The following is a 16733-nucleotide window of genomic DNA, read 5'->3' on the forward strand; positions in this document are numbered from 1 at the left end:
TACAATGGCAAGCCCGTTGCGGAACTGCTGGATGGCTCTGGATTCAAAAGATACATGGGCAATTCTTGTGCCGTGGTGAGCGACATCCCTGGTTGTTTCTTGTCTCGTCGACCGCCTGGGCCGATCGAGTCGTTTCCGGTTCATCTTTCATGACATCAACTTCCCCTCTGTCCTCTGCGTCTCGTCAGGTCTTGCCTGATGCATGGCAGGTCGAAGTTCAGTCCTGTCTACAACCCCATGAGAACGCAACAGCGTGGTTGGAGGTTGACCTTGACAACAGTTTGCGATTCGCCAAAAGTGTCATCATTTTGACCGATCAGCGGGTCTTATCTCGGGCTGAAGGCGAAAAAAACTGGTCCAGTTGGGCTTTGGAAGCTGGTTTATCGCTCAGATTGACCGACCACGCGGGTGTGGGTTGCTTGGCCTTGGGCAGTGCTGCTGGCCAATTGGCGGTTTGGCGATTCACTTTGGGTTGGCAGGCGGCCGCGGCCCGTTGGGTCACCCAATTTGAGAGCCAGTTGGCCCAATGGGGCAGCACCGCAGAAGGTCGCCCATTACCAACGGTGCTGTCTGGCGCTGTGTGCCCGGTTTGCCAAACCGTCATGACCGACGAGGACGAAGACTGCCCCAGCTGTGGGCGTGAGGATTTGGCCCCCCCATCGACCTGGACGCTGTTCAAGTTGTGGCGTTTTGCCCATCCCTACAAAGGCGCCTTGTTGGCTGGTTTTTTGCTGACTTTGGCCGCCACCGCGGCCACTTTGGTGCCGCCCTACCTGACCATGCCATTGATGGACGACATCTTGATTCCCTACCAAAACGGGAAAGACATCGACCCTCATTTGGTGTCTTTGTATTTGTTGGGCTTGTTGGCCTCGGCTTTGTTGGCCTGGGCGCTGGGTTGGGCCAAAACCTACATTTTGGCCTTGGTGTCGGAGCGCATCGGGGCCGATTTGCGCACCACCACCTATGAACATTTGCTCAAATTGTCGCTGGAGTATTTTGGCGGGCGGCGCACGGGCGACCTGATCGCCCGCATCGGCAGTGAAACAGACCGCATCAATGTGTTTTTGTCATTGCACTTGCTGGACTTTGCCACCGATGTGCTGATGATTGTGATGACGGCCGTGATCTTGTTCACGATCAACCCCACTTTGGCCCTGGTCACCTTGTTGCCCTTGCCCTTCATCGCTTGGTTGATCCATGTGGTGCGTGAAAAACTGCGTACTGGCTTCGAGAAAATCGACCGCGTTTGGGCCGAGGTGACCAACGTGCTGACCGACACCATTCCCGGTATTCGTGTGGTCAAAGCATTCGCACAAGAAGACCGTGAAGCCCAGCGTTTCAAGGATGCCAATGCCCACAATCTCCAAGTCAATGACCGGCTCAACCGGGTCTGGTCCTTGTTCTCACCCACCGTCACCCTGATGACCGAAATCGGTTTGTTGGTGGTTTGGGGTTTTGGCATTTGGTTGGTCTCCGATGACCAAATCACCGTGGGTGTGCTGACCGCATTCCTGGCCTACATTGGCCGCTTTTACAGCCGTCTCGACTCCATGAGTCGAATCGTCTCGAACACGCAAAAAGCGGCATCGGGTGCCAAGCGCATTTTTGACATCTTGGACCATGTCTCGAGCGTGCCCGAACCGGCCAAGCCCGTGGCTTTGCCACAGAGGGTGCAAGGCCACATTCGGGTGCGCGATGCGGGTTTTCGTTACGGAAACCGCGCGGTGATCCGTCAACTCAACCTGGATATCCAGCCGGGTCAAATGATTGGTTTGGTCGGGCACAGCGGCTCTGGCAAGAGCACCTTGGTGAACCTGATTTGTCGCTTCTACGACCTGAGTGAGGGAGCCATTGAACTTGATGGCACCGACATTCGCCAGCTCAAAGTGGCCGATTACCGCCGCCAAATTGGTTTGGTGTTGCAAGAACCGTTCTTGTTCTTTGGCACCATTGCCGACAACATTGCATACGGCAAGCCTGACTCAACCCGAGAAGAAGTCGTGGCCGCTGCCCGTGCGGCCCATGCCCACGAGTTCATCTTGCGCATGCCTCAGGGGTATGACTCTTTGGTGGGCGAGCGGGGGCAAGGTTTGTCAGGCGGAGAACGCCAACGCATCTCGATTGCCCGCGCGCTGCTCATCAACCCCCGCATTTTGATTTTGGATGAGGCCACCTCGGCGGTGGACACCGAGACGGAAAAAGAAATCCAACGCGCCTTGGACAACCTTGTGCGTGGGCGCACCACGATTGCCATTGCCCACCGTTTGTCCACTTTACGCAAAGCCGATCGATTGGTGGTCATGGACAAAGGGCTTGTGGTGGAAGAGGGCACCCACGATGAATTGATCGAGGCACAAGGCGCTTACTGGCGCTTGTACGAGGCGCAGCAGCGCCAGGCTGAGGCCGACACGGTCTTGGGCGGAAGTTTGTCGGAAGAACAAAAGGTGCGTGCATGAACCCGTTCGAACTGCAGCGCGATGCCTTCGGCCTTTGGCGCTTGATCATGCCCGATGGCACGCGCCATGGTCCGGTCACCGCTTTGCGGGCTTATCCCGTATCAGCACCCGATGAGGGCGTGGCCCTCATGGATGCCGACGGGCATGAAATTTATTGGATCGATGCCTTGACCCACTTGCCCGAGGGCTTGCGCTCCCAGGTCGTGCAAGCACTCAATGAGCGGGAGTTTTTGCCTGAAATCCTGCAGTTGACCGCAGTCAGCAGCTTCGCAACGCCCAGCACGTGGTCTGTTCAAACCGATCGTGGGATGACCCAGTTTTTACTCAAAGGCGAAGAAGACATTCGCCGCCTGACCGGCACGGTGCTGCTGATCAATGATGCCAATGGTGTGCAGTTCATGATCCGCGACTTGGCGGCCATGGACAAACATTCGAGAAAACTGCTGGACCGTTTCCTTTGAAGCGGGACACCGGAGACGGCGTACAAAAGAAAAAGGCTGTTGGACCGTTGTCCAACAGCCTCTCGGGTGGCTGGGGGTTCAGGCGCCAAAGAAGCCTTTGAGCTTGTCTGTCCAAGTTTCACCGCTGGGTTGGTGCTTGCCGCCCCCTTTGGTGAGGGACTCTTCAAACTCTTTGAGCAATTTTTTCTGATGCTCCGTGAGCTTGACGGGTGTCTCCACCGTGATGTGGCAGTAAAGATCGCCCGGGTAGCTGCCGCGCACGCCCTTGATGCCTTTGCCCCGCAAGCGGAATTGCTTGCCCGTTTGGGTGCCTTCGGGGATGTCAATGGCCGCTTTGCCGCCCAAGGTGGGCACTTCGATTTCGCCACCCAATGCCGCTTTGGAAAAACTGATGGGCACGGCGCAATGCAAATCGTCACCATCGCGCTCAAAGATTGCGTGTTTCTTGAGGCGAATTTCGATGAACAAATCACCGGCAGGGCCCCCATTGGTGCCGGGTTCTCCATTGCCTGCACTGCGGATGCGCATGCCGTCGTCGATGCCGGCTGGGATCTTGACTTCGAGCGTTTTTTGCTTTTTCAGCTTGCCCTGCCCGTGGCAGGTTGTGCAAGGCTCGGGGATGATCTTGCCCGTGCCACGGCAGTTGGGGCAGGTTTGCTGAACGCTGAAGAAGCCTTGGCGCATTTGCACTTGGCCTTGTCCCTGGCAGGTCGAGCAGGTCTTCGCACTCGTGCCCGGTTTGGCGCCCGAGCCACTGCAGGTATCGCATGCCTCCCAACTGGGGATGCGCAACTGGGAGTCCTTGCCATTGGCCGCTTCTTCGAGGGTGATTTCCATGGCGTAGCTCAGGTCAGCGCCACGGAAAACCTGACGTCCCCCACCACCACGACCGCCACGGCCCTGGCCACCGAAAATATCGCCAAAGATGTCACCGAATGCGTCACCGAAACCGCCAAAGCCTTCTGCACCACCGCGCATATTGGGGTCGACGCCAGCGTGCCCATGCTGGTCGTAGGCTGCGCGTTTTTGCGCGTCTGACAGCATTTCGTAGGCCTCTTTGACCTCTTTGAATTTGCCTTCAGCTTCTTTGGCCTTGGCATCTTCTCCCTGATTGCGGTCAGGGTGGTACTTCATCGCCAGTTTGCGATAAGCCTTTTTGATGTCCTCGTCTGAGGCGTTCTTGGCAACGCCCAGCACTTCATAAAAATCTCGTTTTGTCGCCATGGGGCAAATCCAACCGTTAGAACAAGAACGCCGCGAAGGCGATTCAGTCACCTGAATCAGCTTGCGCGGCGGGACTGCGGCCAGGCCGCAGAGCGTAAGGTCTTAGCCTTTTTTGACTTCCTTGACTTCAGCATCCACCACGTTGTCGTCTTGTGGTTGGGCCTCTGCACCCGCTGCACCAGCCCCTGCGCCCGCAGCGGCTTGCTGCGCTTGCATCTCGGCGTAGACCTTCTCGCCCAGCTTCTGGCTGGCCGTCATCAGGGCTTCGGTTTTGGTTTCGATGGCGTCTTTGTTCTCACCCTTCAAGGCCTCTTCCAAATCCTTGGAGGCCGCTTCAATGGCTTCTTTTTCAGCCGCCTCGATTTTGTCGCCGTGCTCGGTCAGGCTCTTCTTGACACTGTGCACAGCGGCCTCGCCGGCATTGCGGGCTTGCACCAGTTCGAGTTTCTTCTTGTCTTCTTCGGCGTTCAGCTCGGCGTCTTTGACCATTTGCTGAATTTCGGCCTCGGACAAACCGGAGTTGGCCTTGATGGTGATCTTGTTTTCCTTGCCAGTGCCCTTGTCTTTGGCGCCCACGTGCAAGATGCCGTTGGCATCGATGTCAAAAGACACCTCGATCTGCGGTGTGCCGCGGGAGGCTGGTGGAATGCCTTCGAGGTTGAACTCGCCGAGCAATTTGTTGCCCGAAGCGATGTCGCGCTCGCCTTGGAAGACCTTGATCGTCACAGCCGGCTGGTTGTCTTCTGCTGTCGAAAAAGTCTGCGCGAATTTGGTGGGGATCGTGGTGTTCTTGGTGATCATCTTGGTCATGACACCGCCCATGGTTTCAATGCCCAAAGACAAAGGGGTCACGTCGAGCAGCAGCACGTCTGTGCGGTCACCGGACAAGACCTGGCCTTGAATCGCGGCGCCCACGGCCACGGCTTCGTCAGGGTTCACGTCTTTGCGTGGCTCTTTGCCGAAGAACTCTTTGACTTTTTCTTGCACCTTGGGCATGCGGGACATGCCGCCGACCAAAATGATGTCGTCAATCTCACCGACCGACACGCCTGCATCTTTGATGGCCATGCGGCAAGGGGCGATGGTGCGCTCGATCAACTCTTCCACCAACTGTTCCAGTTTGGCGCGGGTGAGCTTGATGTTCAGATGCTTGGGGCCGGTGGCGTCCGCCGTGATGTAGGGCAAGTTGACGTCGGTCGAAGCCGAGCTGGACAGCTCAATTTTGGCTTTTTCAGCAGCTTCTTTCAGACGCTGCAGGGCCAGCACGTCTTTGGCCAAATCGACGCCGGATTCTTTCTTGAACTCGGTGATGATGAAATCGATGATGCGCTGGTCAAAGTCTTCGCCGCCGAGGAATGTGTCACCGTTGGTGGACAGCACTTCAAATTGTTTCTCACCATCGACATCGGCGATCTCAATGATGGACACGTCGAATGTGCCGCCACCCAAGTCATACACCGCAATCTTGCGGTCGCCTTTTTCGGTTTTGTCCAGGCCGAATGCCAGGGCCGCTGCCGTGGGTTCGTTGATGATGCGCTTGACGTCCAGACCGGCGATGCGGCCAGCGTCTTTGGTGGCTTGGCGTTGGGCGTCGTTGAAGTAAGCGGGCACCGTGATCACGGCTTCTGTCACTTCTTCGCCGAGGTAGTCTTCGGCGGTTTTCTTCATTTTGCGCAGGATTTCAGCGCTGATTTGAGGCGGGGCCAATTTGTTGCCGCGCACTTCCACCCAGGCGTCGCCGTTGTCAGCTTTGGCAATGGTGTAAGGCATCAAATCGATGTCCTTTTGGACTTCTTTTTCGGCGAACTTGCGACCGATCAGTCGTTTGACCGCGTACAGCGTGTTGCGGGGGTTGGTGACCGCTTGGCGCTTGGCCGATGCGCCGACCAAAATTTCGCCGTCTTCTTGGTACGCAATGATGGACGGTGTGGTGCGCGCACCTTCGGCGTTCTCGATCACTTTGGTCGTGTTGCCTTCCATGATGGCCACGCAAGAGTTGGTGGTGCCCAAGTCAATACCGATGATTCTTCCCATGAGGATGCTCCGAAAAAGTTAAAAATACAGATGGTTTGCAAATGGGGCGGGGTGGAAAATATTCAAGTCCCCACTTGGCAAAAAGGGTGATGTCTTGGCTGAGCAGCGGTGCCCAAGCCCTTATTTGGGTGCGGTGACCGTCACCAAAGCCGGACGCAGCACGCGGTCGGCAATGGAGTAGCCCTTTTGCAACACCGTGACCACGGTGTTGGCCTCTTGCTCGGCAGGTACCACGCTGATGGCTTGGTGCTGGTGTGGGTCGAACTTGGTGCCAGCTGGCGGTGCAATTTCGAGTACTTTGTGGCGCTCCAATGCACTTTTGAGTTGGCGCAAGGTGGCTTCAGAGCCTTCTCGGATCTGCTCCAGCGTCACATTGGGGATGGCCAGGCCGGCTTCCAAGCTGTCCAGCACGGGCAGCAAACTGTCGGCAAAGCCCTCCACTGCAAACTTGCGCGCCTTGGCGATTTCCTCGTCGGCGCGGCGGCGGGCGTTTTGCACATCGGCCTGGGCGCGCAGATATTGGTCGGCCAAATCGGCATTTTGGGCTTTTAAATTGACCAATTCGGCTTGTGCGTCTGCCAAAGGGTCGGTCGGCATGGCTGCCGCAGCCGCCGTGGCTTCATCGCTGGAAGGGTGGTTGTCGGGTGTGGAAGTGGCTTCTGACATGAACAAAGTCCGAAAAAAATGAATACCCCTGTCAATTAGGGGTGAAAACTCAAATTTCAAGAGAGGATCTCGGTCGCGGGCACAGGACCACAAAAAACCCGCCAAATGGCGGGCAGCGGTCTGAGCGTGAAACGAGGGTGAAGTGGGTTCTTGGGGAGAGCCCCATGACCGAGGCGCAAGACCGATCAGTCCAGCGCCAGCAATTCCACGTCAAATTTCAGGGTGGCATTGGGCGGGATCACGCCACCCGCGCCGCGAGCACCATAGCCTAATTCGGCCGGGATGATCAGGGTGCGCTGACCGCCCACCTTCATGCCGGCCACGCCTTCATCCCAGCCTTTGATGACCATGCCTGCGCCCAAACCAAAGACGAAGGGGTCACGGCGGTCGCGGCTGGAATCGAACTTGGCACCTTGTTCACCGTCTTTGAATAACCAGCCGGTGTAGTGGACCGTGACATCTTGGCCAGCAGTGGCCACAGCGCCTTCGCCCACGACGGTGTCTTCGTACTGCAGGCCTGAGGGGGTGGTGTTCATGGAAAAATCCTGTCAAAAATGGCCCGAGGTCTCTAAAAAGACACCGGAAAGTAGAAAACGCAAAATTATGCCAGCCCCAGAGGGTCCGACTGGCCCTGAGGGGCCATCAGCGTTTGGCCAGATCCCGCATGAGCGCGCCGACACCATAGGTCCAAGGCTGGGCTTGGTCCGAGGTGGTGACCTGGTTGACCAGGGTGCCGAGCAAAGGCGTGGAGACGCTCACCACATCACCCACCACATGGGTGAAGCCCTGACCTGGGCCGTGCCGGTCTTGTGTTGGGGCAAACATGGTGCCCAAAAACAGCATCATGCCGTCCGGGTATTGGTGGTACTTGCCCATGGCTTGACCCGCCAAGTCCAGCGGGTCACGGCTGATTTGGCCGAGTGCACTGCTGCCTTGCATCACAAAACCTTCAGGGCCTTCAACTTTGAGGGTTAACTCACACTGGCGCACATCGTCGATGCTGAAGTGTTCATCAAACAAGCGGATGAAGGGGCCGATGGCGCAGCTGGCGTTGTTGTCTTTGGCTTTGCCCAGCAGCAAGGCACTGCGGCCTTCAAAGTCGCGCAGGTTCACATCGTTGCCCAAAGTGGCACCCACCACTTCGCCACGCGAGTTGGCCGCCAAGACGATTTCGGGCTCGGGGTTGTTCCACTGGCTGGCTGGGTGGATGCCCACTTGGGCACCTGGGCCTACGGCGCTCATGGGTTGGGCTTTGGTGAAAATTTCTGCGTCGGGCCCAATGCCCACCTCCAGGTATTGCGACCACATGCCTTGCGCCAGTAAAACTTGCTTGAGTTGGGCCGATTCAGGCGAGCCTGGTTTGACGCTGCGCAGGTTGTCGCCAATGACGGCCACGACGGCTTGCCGCACCGCTTCGGCGCGACTGGCATCGCCCCGCGCTTGTTCCTCGATCACGCGCTCCAACATGCTGGCGACAAACGTCACGCCGGCGGCCTTGACCGCTTGCAAGTCGCAGGGGGCCATGAACCAAGGCTGGGCCGCATCGCGAGTGGCTTCCACGCTGTTGGCCAGAATTTCGGCTGTCAGTCCCAAAGGTTGGGCTTGTGCCGCGTTCAGCCACTGCCGGACTTTTTCGGCGACATGGTCTTGTTCAAGCAATTCGCTGCACGTTGGGGCAAGGCCAGACAGGTCCACAACGTGTTTTGGCGTGACGGCCACCAAAACGGGGCCACACTGTGGCTGCCAGATGCGGCCGATCAGCAGGGCATGGTCACTGTGTGCGGGCAGGGCGGAGGTGTTCATGGGCAAGTGGTGGAGCAAGTGGCTGACAAAGAGAGAAACAGATCGTGCCAGAAGGTGATTGCGCTGACAGTCACCCTGGAGGCTGGCACAGCCGCTTTGACAGAGCTGGCCATCAAAGGTAGATTTTTTGCAGCAATTCGAGCAAGGTTGTGCGTTCGGCTGGGGTCAGTTTGGCGGTTTTTTCGATTTCCAATTCTGTGGCCGTTTGTTCGGCTTGGACCATCAGTGCATGGCCTTTGGCGGTGGCATGCAGGCCCACAGCGCGGCCATCGTGCGGGTGGGGTTTGCGCTCGATCAGGCCGCGAGACTCGAGAGATTGGATCAGTCCCACCAAGTTGGGTGGCAGCAGGTTCAGCGAGGCACACAGTTGGCGCGAGGTCACGCCAGGGTTGTGTTGGATGGTGGACATGACCGAAAAATCCACCGGTTTGAGACCGTAGGGGGCGAGCCGTTCTAAAAACAATTCGATGATGCTCAAGGCCGCGCGGCGCGCGTTGTAGCCCATCAAGGTCTGCAAATAAGACGAGTCCACTTGGTCGATGCAGGCCCCTGCCGACTCGGTCGCAGGGCCGCGCTGCCGACTTGCCTTGACAGCCTTTGCACGCGTTTTCGGCGATGCAGTCTTGGTGGCCAGCTTGCGTGGGGCTTTGACAGGGGACGGGGTTTGGGGCATGGCCGCGCTCATCCAACAGCCGCGCATTGCTGCACGATGATGTAGCTGCGCATTTGGAATTCGGGCAGCACCCAGCTGCGCAGGGCCTGGGCCGGAGCCAACCAGCGGGTCGCAGCTTGGGGCGTGTCGGCAGCCACGCCTGCCTCGATGCGCAGCCAGGCCCAGTCCATCAATACCATCGCCACGGCGCGCAAATAGTCGTCGGCCACACGGTGAGCCAATGCCGCGTCTTTGGGGGCAGATTGCACGATTTGTTGGGTGATGGCGCGCAGGGTCTGGATGCGGGCTTGGGCCGGTGTGTGGGCTTTGCTGGTGTTGGCCGACAGGGCCAAGTCGGCAGCGAGGATGTCGAGCAGGGCGTTCATGCTTTGACCACCATCGGCCAGCACCTTGCGCACCAACAGATCGATGGCTTGGATCTCGTTGGTGCCTTCGTAAATCATGGCCACACGAGCGTCGCGCACGATTTGTTCAATGCCCCACTCGCGCACATAGCCGTGACCGCCAAACACCTGCAGGCAGTCGCTGCCGCCGTGAAAGGCCTGGTGGGTGAAGACCGACTTCATGACGGGTGTGACCAGGGCGCACCAGCGCTGGGCTGCGGCTTGCGTGGCGGCGTCCTGACTGTGTTTGATCAGGTCAAGTTCGATGGCCGTGCGGTAGGCCAGCACGCGCCCGGCATCGACCCAAGCGCGTTGTGTGTCCAGAATTCGGCGCATGGCAGGGTGCTCGCCAATCAGGTCAGCTTCGCCTGCGCTTTTGCCTTTGCCCGGCGCACGCATCTGCCGGCGCTCTTGTGCATAGGCATCGGCTTTTTGCCAGGCGGCGTCCAAGAGGCCAATGCCCTGCAGGGCCACATGCAAGCGGGCCGCGTTCATCATCACGAACATCGCGCCCAAGCCTTTGCCCGGCTCGCCCACGATTGAAGAGACCGCTTCGTCAAAACGCATCACGCAGGTGGGGCTGCCGTGCAGCCCCATTTTTTCTTCGATGCGGTCGCAGTGCACGCGGCTGCGGCTGCCATCCGGGTAGAACTTGGGAACCAAAAACAGCGACAGGCCTTTGGGGCCGGGGGGCGCGTCGGGCAAGCGCGCCAGCACCAGGTGCACGATGTTGTCGGTGAGGTCGTGTTCGCCGCCCGAGATGAAAATCTTGGTGCCGCTGACGGCATACCGCCCATCGGGCAGTGGGACCGCCTTGGTGCGGGCCAGGCCCAAGTCAGAACCCGCATGCGGCTCGGTCAGGCACATGGTGGCCAGCCATTCCCCGGTGGCGATTTTTTCTAAATACTGCGCTTTGAGCGCGTCGCTGGCGTGGTGTTTGATGCACTCGTAGGCGCCGTGCAGCAGACCCGGGGCCATGGTCCAGCCATGGTTGGCGGCACTGAGCATTTCGTACAGCATGGCTTCCAGCACACTGGGCAGGCCCTGCCCGCCGTCTTCGGCGCTGGCGGCCAAGGCGGGCCAACCCGCTTGCCAAAAGGACTGGTACGCAGCCTTGAACCCCGGCGGCATGGTGACCGCGCCCTCATGCCATTGCGCGCCGATTTCATCGCCAGCGCGGTTGAGTGGGGCAATCACCTCGCCCACGAACTTGCCCGCTTCGTGCAGCACTTGTTGCATGAGCTGCGGGTCCACCTCGGCAAATGCCGGCATCGCTTGCAGCTGAGCCGGCGCGTTCAAGACACGGGACAGCACAAACTGCATGTCGTCGGTGGGGGGGTGGTAGGTGTTCATGGGGGCACTTGGGTGAATCTAAATCACCGGAGCACCGATGAGGGGCTCCGGTCAACCAGGGTGAGGCGGTCAGATCAGGAGTCGACGCTGAAACCAATGCGCTTGATCAGCGGACCCCAGCGCTCGAGTTCCACTTGTGAGCTCTTGAGTTGATCTGCGGCAGAACCCCCAAACGGAATCAGGCCCACCACGGTCAAGGCATCTTGTACGCCCTTGTCTTTGAGGGCCGCATTGATGGCCGCATTGGCCGCTTGGATCACAGGCGCAGGTGTTTTGGCCGGGGCGTAAAAACCAAACCACTCTTCCACGGTCAACTCAGGAAAGCCTTGCTCGGCAAAGGTGGGCACGTCGGGGACAAAGGGAGAACGGGTTTTACCCGAGGTGGCAATGATGCGCATCTTGCCGGCCTTGTGGTTGGCGATGAAGTCGCCATGCGGGGTGAACATGCAAGCGATTTGGCCGCCCACCACGTCGGTCACGCCGGGCACCGAGCCACGGTAGGGCACATGCTTGAACTCGAAGTTCTGGTTCAGACCGAGCAAAGCGCCAATGAAGTGGGGTGTGGAGCCGGCCGCGGGGGAGCCGTAGCTCGCTTGCGCGGGATTGGCTTTGGCCCAGGCGATGAAGTCCTTCACGTTTTTGACACTGGCAGGCACCATGGGGCCCACAGCAAACCCGTGGTGGATCATGGAGGCTGTGCCTACGGGTGTGAAGTCTTCAAAAGGCTTGTATTGCAGGTTTTTGAAGATGTGGGGGTAGAGAGAAATGGCCGAAAACGGGGTCATGGCCAACACCGAGCCATCGGCCGGTGCGCTCTTGAGCAAGTTCAGGGCAATTTGACCACCGGCACCGGGGCGGCTGTCGATGATGCCGGCGTTCTTGCTGTAAGGCGTACCCCCAAATTTCTCGGCCACGCGGCGAGCGCAAATGTCGCCTGAGCTGCCGGGTGGAAAGCCGTAGAGCACTTTGACTTGCTCGATCGGCAGGCCGCTTTGTGCCCAGGCTTGCTGAAAAGCGGTGCTGCCCAGGATGGCGGCGCCCAGGGTGGATTGAATGAATTCACGACGGTTGCTCATGCTTGTCTCCTCTTGGTTGTGGTTGAATAAAAGTGCAGAAAAAGTTGAAAGATTTCAGAGTGCATCCACGGTAGAAATCCAGCCGATGGGTCGAGGGACCACGCAAGTCTTGCAGGACCCGAGCGGTCGGCCGTGGAGCGTGATGCAGGGTTCGCAGGACATGGCTCCGTTTCCTTGCCTTAGCGGCACAAAGCCTGGATGTCTTCGGGCACCGGGATGGCTTTGATGCGGTCTGGATCGTCAGGGTGCTTGATGCAAAACGCACGCACTTCGGTGCCTTCACACAACACGGTGTCGCCTCGCATGACCACATGCTTGTGCACGAAGACTTTATCGCGCCATTCCTGCACGCTGGTGTGCACTTGGAGGGTTTCACCGTAGGTGGCAGGGCGGATGAATTTCGTGTGGATTTCCAGCAAAGGGGTGCCGATGATGCCGCGCGACTTGACCAACTCGCGCCAGGGCGGTACGCCGCACTTCACAAAGAAGTTCAGGGACGAGGCGTCCATCCACTTGGAGAAATTGGGGAAGAAGACGATGCCTGCCGGGTCGCAGTCACCGAACATCACTTGGACTTCGTAAACAACGGTTTTGCTCATGCGGCTCTCTTAACGTGGTGCCATGCGCAGCGCGCCGTCCAGACGGATGACCTCGCCGTTCAGGTGGTCGTTGTGCACGATGTGGCAAGCCAGCTCGGCAAATTCGCTGGGCTTGCCCAAGCGCGCAGGGAAAGGGATGCTGGCCGCCAGCGATTGCTGCACGGGCTCAGGCAGTCCCTTGAGCAAAGGGGTGGCAAAAAGACCCGGTGCGATGGTGCACACGCGGATGCCGTGCTGCGACAAGTCGCGCGCCATGGGCAAGGTCATGCCCGCCACGCCCGCCTTGGAAGCGCTGTAGGCTTGCTGGCCGACTTGACCATCAAAAGCTGCGACCGAGGCGGTGAAGACCATAACGCCCCGGGCGTTGTCTTCCATGGGGTCGAGTTTGGCGCAGGCCGCTGCAAACAGACGGGCCGCGTTGTAGGTGCCGATCAGGTTGACGTTGATGACCTTGGCGAAGTCTTCCAGCGGCGCGGCGTTGCCGTCTTTGCCCACCACGCGTTTGGCGGTGCCGATGCCTGCGATCTGCATCAAGATGCGGGCCGGGCCGTGGGCTGCGGCGGCGGTCTCGATGGCTTTGGCCATGCTGTCCGGGTCCGACACATTGCAATGCACCGCCAGGCCACCGATGTCTTGGGCGACGCGCTCGGCGTTGACCATGTGGAGGTCGAGCACCGCGACCTTGGCGCCCAAGCGGGCGAGTTCACGGGCCGTGGCTTCACCGAGGCCGGAGCCCCCGCCGGTGACCAATGCGGCTTGTCCTTGGATGTTCATGGTGTGGCTTTCAAGAGGTGGTGGAGATGATCAGATCGCTTCGGGGTTTTCGATCAACAGCGCAATGCCCTGACCGCCGCCCACGCAGGCGCTGGAGATGCCGTAGCGCAAGCCACTGCGCTTCAATTCGCGCGCCAGCGTGATGGTCAGGCGCACGCCTGTGGCTGCCAATGGATGGCCCAGTGCAATCGCGCCGCCGTTGACGTTGAGCTTGGACAAGTCCAGGCCCAGCTCGCGGCCCACGGCCAGGGTTTGTGCGCCTTGGGCTTCGTTGATTTCGAAGCGGCCAATGTCGGACAGCTTGAGGCCTGTGCGCTCCAGCAGCAAACGGATCGCCGGTGCGGGGCCGATGCCCATGATCTCGGGTGGTACGCCCACAGCAGCTGCAGCGACCACGCGGGCCAGAGGCTTTTTGCCCTGCGCTTTGGCATAAGTGCCTGAGGTGACCACGCACGCCGCAGCGGCATCGACCAAGGCCGAGCTGTTGCCACCGGTTTGCACGCCGCCTTCGTAGACAGACTTGAGCTTGGCCAGCACGTCGGGCGGTGAAATGCGGGGGTGGGTGTCGGTGCTGACCTCGGTCAGTTTGCCTTGCAGTTTGATCCCGCGGGCCTTGTAGCCTTCCAGTTCAAACTGTTCAGAGACCACAGGCACGATCTCGCCCGCATGGAAACCCGCTTGTTGGGCGCTCACGGCTTTGGCAAACGACTCGGACGCGAACTGGTCCACGTCTTCCCGGGTGATCTGGTATTTCTTGGCCAGATTTTCGGCGGTCTGGATCATGTTGATGCCTGCGGCCGGGTCTTTCAAGGCCTCCCACATGTAGTCCTTGAAGCCCACGGGAGCGCCCAGCTTGAAGCCTGTGCGGTGGTCAAAGGCGGCAATGGGGTTGCGCGTCATGCTCTCGGTGCCCACGACCAGCGCGGCAGCGCACACGCCCGCCTCGATCTGCTCACCCGCTTGGCGGAACAATTCAAAGCCCGTGCCACAAATGCGCTGGGTCATGATGGCGGGCACTTCTTGTGGCACACCAGCATACAAGCCGATGTGGCGCGGCAGGAAGAACTGGTCGAAGTCGCCAGGGGCCATGTTGCCGGTGATGACCGAGCCGATCTCGGTGGGCGCGATGCCTGCACGCTTCAAAGCTTCGCGGGCGGCTTTGATGCCCAAATCGGTGGGCGAGATATGGCCGAGTGCGCCACAGTAATCGACCATGGGGGTGCGTACACCCTCGTGCATCCACACATCGGCAAATGCGTTGAAAAATCCTTTGGAAGCCATGTTTTCTTTCGTTTTTGCAGGAGCGACGCCCCTGTCACAAAAAGGGGCTGATAGAGCCATCGTGACGGGGGCGTCGCTCCTGCAGGGAAATCATTGTGGTTGGATGATGTGCGGCAAGGTGCCCTGGTGCAGAGCGGCCACAGTGCTTGCCCGGTGCGTGAGCACCGAGCGTTGGTTGATCGATCCTTTGTCGGTGATCTCACCTTTGTCGATGGTGGGCGGCTCGCTGAGCAAGCACAGTCGCGCAATGCGGTTGGCACTGCCCGTGGCGGTTTGGGCCAGGGTGTTCACGATGTCTTGGAACTTGGCCAGCACAGGGGCCGAGGCCAGCACATCTGCCATCTGGGCGTCAGCTGGCAAGCCGCTCAAAGCGCGCACCGCCGGTGTCGGGAAAATCATGGCGCCGACTTCTTTGAGGTTGATGCCGGTCAGCACCGCGTCCTGAATGTAAGGGGCGCCGGCTGCAATGATTTTTCCGCGCAAGGGACCCACGCTCACGAAGGTGCCTGTGGCCAACTTGAAGTCTTCTGCAATGCGACCATCGAATTTCAGACCCAAGTGCACATTGGATTCGTCGATCCACTTGACCGCATCGCCCGTCTTGAAGAAGCCTTCTTCGTCAAAGGCGTCAGCGGTTTCTTCGGCGTTGCGCCAGTAGCCAGGGGTGATGTTGGGGCCGCGGTAGCGCACCTCTGTTTTGCCTTGCAGCTCCACCAGCTTGAGTTCCAGCCCTGGCGTGGGCACACCCAGGTCGCCCGCCTGCACAAGGGGGTTGGTCACAAAGATGCCAAACGGTCCGGATTCGGTCATCCCCAGGCCCGTGCCCATCACGATGCGTTCGCCCACTTCACGTTCTTGCGATTCGTAGAGGCTGTCCCAGATGGGCTGGGCCAAAGCGGCACCGGCATAAAAGAACATTTGCACCCGAGAAAGCAATGTTTTGCGCAGCTGATCATCGGTCCGCATGGCTTGCGCAATGGCCTCAAAGCCTGTTGGCACGTTGAAGTACACAGTCGGTGCGATTTCGCGCAGGTTGCGCAGCGTCTCCTGCATCAATGCAGGTGTAGGCTTGCCGTCGTCGATGTACAGCGTGCCCCCGTGGAACACGGTCATGCCAAAGTTGTGGTTGCCGCCAAAGGTGTGGTTCCAGGGCAGCCAGTCGACCAGCACCAATTCTTGTTCAGCCAAGACAGGCATGGACTGGGCCATTTGTTGTTGGTTGGCGCACCACAGTCGGTTGGTGTTGATGACGGCTTTGGGCAGCTTGGTGGAGCCACTGGTGAACAAAAATTTGGCGATGGTGTCCGGGCCGGTGGCGGCCATGGCGGCATCGACCGCCGCCGTCGCGGTGGTGCTGCACAGGCGCTCAAAAGCGGTGACCTCGCGGCCGGGCACCTCGCCCTCGACCATCACGACCTCCATGTTGTCGCTCACCGTGGCCGCAATGGCTTTGGCATAGCGAGCGTCGGAGGCGAACACCAGGCCAGGTGTGACCGTGTTCAGCACGTGTTTGAGCTTGTCGTAGTCCACGCTGACCAGCGAGTAGGGCGGCGAGGTGGGCACAAAAGGCACGCCGGCGACGAGGCAACCCAAAGCCAGCAAGGCATGCTCTAAGCTGTTTTCGCTCAGGATGACCACAGGGCGCTCGGCGCTCAGGCCACGGTCGATGAGGCTTTGCGCAATGCGGCGTGCTTGGGTCCAAGCCTCTGCATAAGTGACATGTCGCCAGTTGCCCAAGGTGCCATCGGCGTTCTTAACGCGACGGGCCATGAAGGTGTGTTGGGGCTTGGTTTGCGCCCAGTGCTGCAGGCGGTCGGTCAAGCGGTCAGGAAAGGCTTGCAGTGCTTGGTCGGCTTGGAGGTACTGCGTGCCCGGCCCACCACGTTGCAAGTGGACACGGGTCACGCCGAATTTGAGCGGGCGGAATTTGGGGGCGTTCATGCGTTG

The 16733-nt window shown here is 59.5% G+C and carries 14 protein-coding genes; 2 read left to right on the forward strand and 12 right to left on the reverse strand.

Translation table 11 applies throughout. The features are described from left to right. Positions 1-149 precede the first annotated feature (149 nt). Both ACHEXK_RS03895 and ACHEXK_RS03900 read left to right on the forward strand, forming a co-directional pair. A complete protein-coding gene (locus tag ACHEXK_RS03895) occupies positions 150-2459 on the forward strand; it encodes an ABC transporter ATP-binding protein (RefSeq protein ID WP_416548061.1) in 2310 nt (769 codons plus the stop codon). After that, a complete protein-coding gene (locus ACHEXK_RS03900) occupies positions 2456-2920 on the forward strand; it encodes a DUF1854 domain-containing protein (RefSeq protein WP_416548062.1) in 465 nt (154 codons plus the stop codon). Before ACHEXK_RS03895 ends, ACHEXK_RS03900 begins: the two co-directional genes overlap by 4 nt. A 78-nt stretch (positions 2921-2998) precedes the next feature. Here ACHEXK_RS03900 and dnaJ read toward each other — a convergent pair whose 3' ends face one another. The 12 genes from dnaJ to ACHEXK_RS03960 form a co-directional block, all read right to left on the reverse strand. Further along, positions 2999-4144: a molecular chaperone DnaJ gene (gene dnaJ, locus ACHEXK_RS03905; protein WP_416548063.1), complete on the reverse strand. Its 1146-nt coding sequence runs from the start codon at positions 4142-4144 to the stop codon at positions 2999-3001. A gap of 102 nt (positions 4145-4246) precedes the next feature. Continuing rightward, on the reverse strand, positions 4247-6178 hold the full coding sequence (gene dnaK, locus ACHEXK_RS03910; protein ID WP_416548064.1) for a molecular chaperone DnaK: 1932 nt from the start codon (positions 6176-6178) through the stop codon (positions 4247-4249). 120 nt (positions 6179-6298) lie between these two features. Continuing rightward, positions 6299-6844 (reverse strand): nucleotide exchange factor GrpE, encoded by a 546-nt coding sequence (gene grpE / locus ACHEXK_RS03915; protein ID WP_416548065.1) that lies wholly within the window; start codon positions 6842-6844, stop codon positions 6299-6301. 185 nt (positions 6845-7029) lie between these two features. Beyond that, on the reverse strand, positions 7030-7380 hold the full coding sequence (locus tag ACHEXK_RS03920) for an FKBP-type peptidyl-prolyl cis-trans isomerase (protein ID WP_100119989.1): 351 nt from the start codon (positions 7378-7380) through the stop codon (positions 7030-7032). A 106-nt stretch (positions 7381-7486) separates the two neighbouring features. Further along, positions 7487-8647, reverse strand: a complete 1161-nt coding sequence (locus tag ACHEXK_RS03925) for a fumarylacetoacetate hydrolase family protein (protein ID WP_416548066.1) — start codon at positions 8645-8647, stop codon at positions 7487-7489. 112 nt (positions 8648-8759) lie between these two features. After that, the gene (locus ACHEXK_RS03930; RefSeq protein ID WP_416548067.1) at positions 8760-9320 is read right to left on the reverse strand and encodes a MarR family winged helix-turn-helix transcriptional regulator; all 561 of its coding nucleotides are present in this window, start codon (positions 9318-9320) and stop codon (positions 8760-8762) included. An 8-nt stretch (positions 9321-9328) separates the two neighbouring features. Then, complete coding sequence (locus tag ACHEXK_RS03935) at positions 9329-11056, reverse strand: acyl-CoA dehydrogenase family protein (protein ID WP_416548068.1); 1728 nt, start codon at positions 11054-11056, stop codon at positions 9329-9331. Between the two features lie 74 nt (positions 11057-11130). Beyond that, a complete protein-coding gene (locus ACHEXK_RS03940; RefSeq protein ID WP_416548069.1) occupies positions 11131-12132 on the reverse strand; it encodes a Bug family tripartite tricarboxylate transporter substrate binding protein in 1002 nt (333 codons plus the stop codon). Between the two features lie 179 nt (positions 12133-12311). Beyond that, a complete protein-coding gene (locus tag ACHEXK_RS03945) occupies positions 12312-12731 on the reverse strand; it encodes an acyl-CoA thioesterase (RefSeq protein ID WP_416548070.1) in 420 nt (139 codons plus the stop codon). Between the two features lie 9 nt (positions 12732-12740). After that, on the reverse strand, positions 12741-13505 hold the full coding sequence (locus ACHEXK_RS03950) for an SDR family NAD(P)-dependent oxidoreductase (RefSeq protein ID WP_416548071.1): 765 nt from the start codon (positions 13503-13505) through the stop codon (positions 12741-12743). A 30-nt stretch (positions 13506-13535) separates the two neighbouring features. Continuing rightward, positions 13536-14786 carry a thiolase family protein gene (locus ACHEXK_RS03955; RefSeq protein ID WP_416548072.1) on the reverse strand — a complete coding sequence of 417 codons (1251 nt, stop codon included), beginning with the start codon at positions 14784-14786 and terminating at the stop codon, positions 13536-13538. Positions 14787-14876: 90 nt separating this feature from the next. Further along, positions 14877-16727, reverse strand: coding sequence for a feruloyl-CoA synthase (locus ACHEXK_RS03960; protein ID WP_416548073.1), 1851 nt, complete (start codon positions 16725-16727; stop codon positions 14877-14879). Between the last annotated feature and the right edge of the window lie 6 nt (positions 16728-16733).

This window comes from Limnohabitans sp. DCL3 (genome assembly GCF_048019295.1).
Lineage (GTDB): Bacteria > Pseudomonadota > Gammaproteobacteria > Burkholderiales > Burkholderiaceae_C > Limnohabitans_A.

Excerpts from the sequence above, each read along its gene's own strand:
- dnaJ (WP_416548063.1), bottom strand. The coding sequence starts at position 4,144 with ATGGCGACAAAACGAGATTTTTATGAAGTGCTGGGCGTTGCCAAGAAC.
- ACHEXK_RS03960 (WP_416548073.1), bottom strand. The coding sequence starts at position 16,727 with ATGAACGCCCCCAAATTCCGCCCGCTCAAATTCGGCGTGACCCGTGTC.
- grpE (WP_416548065.1), bottom strand. The coding sequence starts at position 6,844 with ATGTCAGAAGCCACTTCCACACCCGACAACCACCCTTCCAGCGATGAA.
- ACHEXK_RS03920 (WP_100119989.1), bottom strand. The coding sequence starts at position 7,380 with ATGAACACCACCCCCTCAGGCCTGCAGTACGAAGACACCGTCGTGGGC.
- ACHEXK_RS03930 (WP_416548067.1), bottom strand. The coding sequence starts at position 9,320 with ATGCCCCAAACCCCGTCCCCTGTCAAAGCCCCACGCAAGCTGGCCACC.
- ACHEXK_RS03925 (WP_416548066.1), bottom strand. The coding sequence starts at position 8,647 with ATGAACACCTCCGCCCTGCCCGCACACAGTGACCATGCCCTGCTGATC.
- dnaK (WP_416548064.1), bottom strand. The coding sequence starts at position 6,178 with ATGGGAAGAATCATCGGTATTGACTTGGGCACCACCAACTCTTGCGTG.
- ACHEXK_RS03955 (WP_416548072.1), bottom strand. The coding sequence starts at position 14,786 with ATGGCTTCCAAAGGATTTTTCAACGCATTTGCCGATGTGTGGATGCAC.
- ACHEXK_RS03950 (WP_416548071.1), bottom strand. The coding sequence starts at position 13,505 with ATGAACATCCAAGGACAAGCCGCATTGGTCACCGGCGGGGGCTCCGGC.
- ACHEXK_RS03940 (WP_416548069.1), bottom strand. The coding sequence starts at position 12,132 with ATGAGCAACCGTCGTGAATTCATTCAATCCACCCTGGGCGCCGCCATC.
- ACHEXK_RS03945 (WP_416548070.1), bottom strand. The coding sequence starts at position 12,731 with ATGAGCAAAACCGTTGTTTACGAAGTCCAAGTGATGTTCGGTGACTGC.
- ACHEXK_RS03935 (WP_416548068.1), bottom strand. The coding sequence starts at position 11,056 with ATGAACACCTACCACCCCCCCACCGACGACATGCAGTTTGTGCTGTCC.
- ACHEXK_RS03895 (WP_416548061.1), top strand. The coding sequence starts at position 150 with ATGACATCAACTTCCCCTCTGTCCTCTGCGTCTCGTCAGGTCTTGCCT.
- ACHEXK_RS03900 (WP_416548062.1), top strand. The coding sequence starts at position 2,456 with ATGAACCCGTTCGAACTGCAGCGCGATGCCTTCGGCCTTTGGCGCTTG.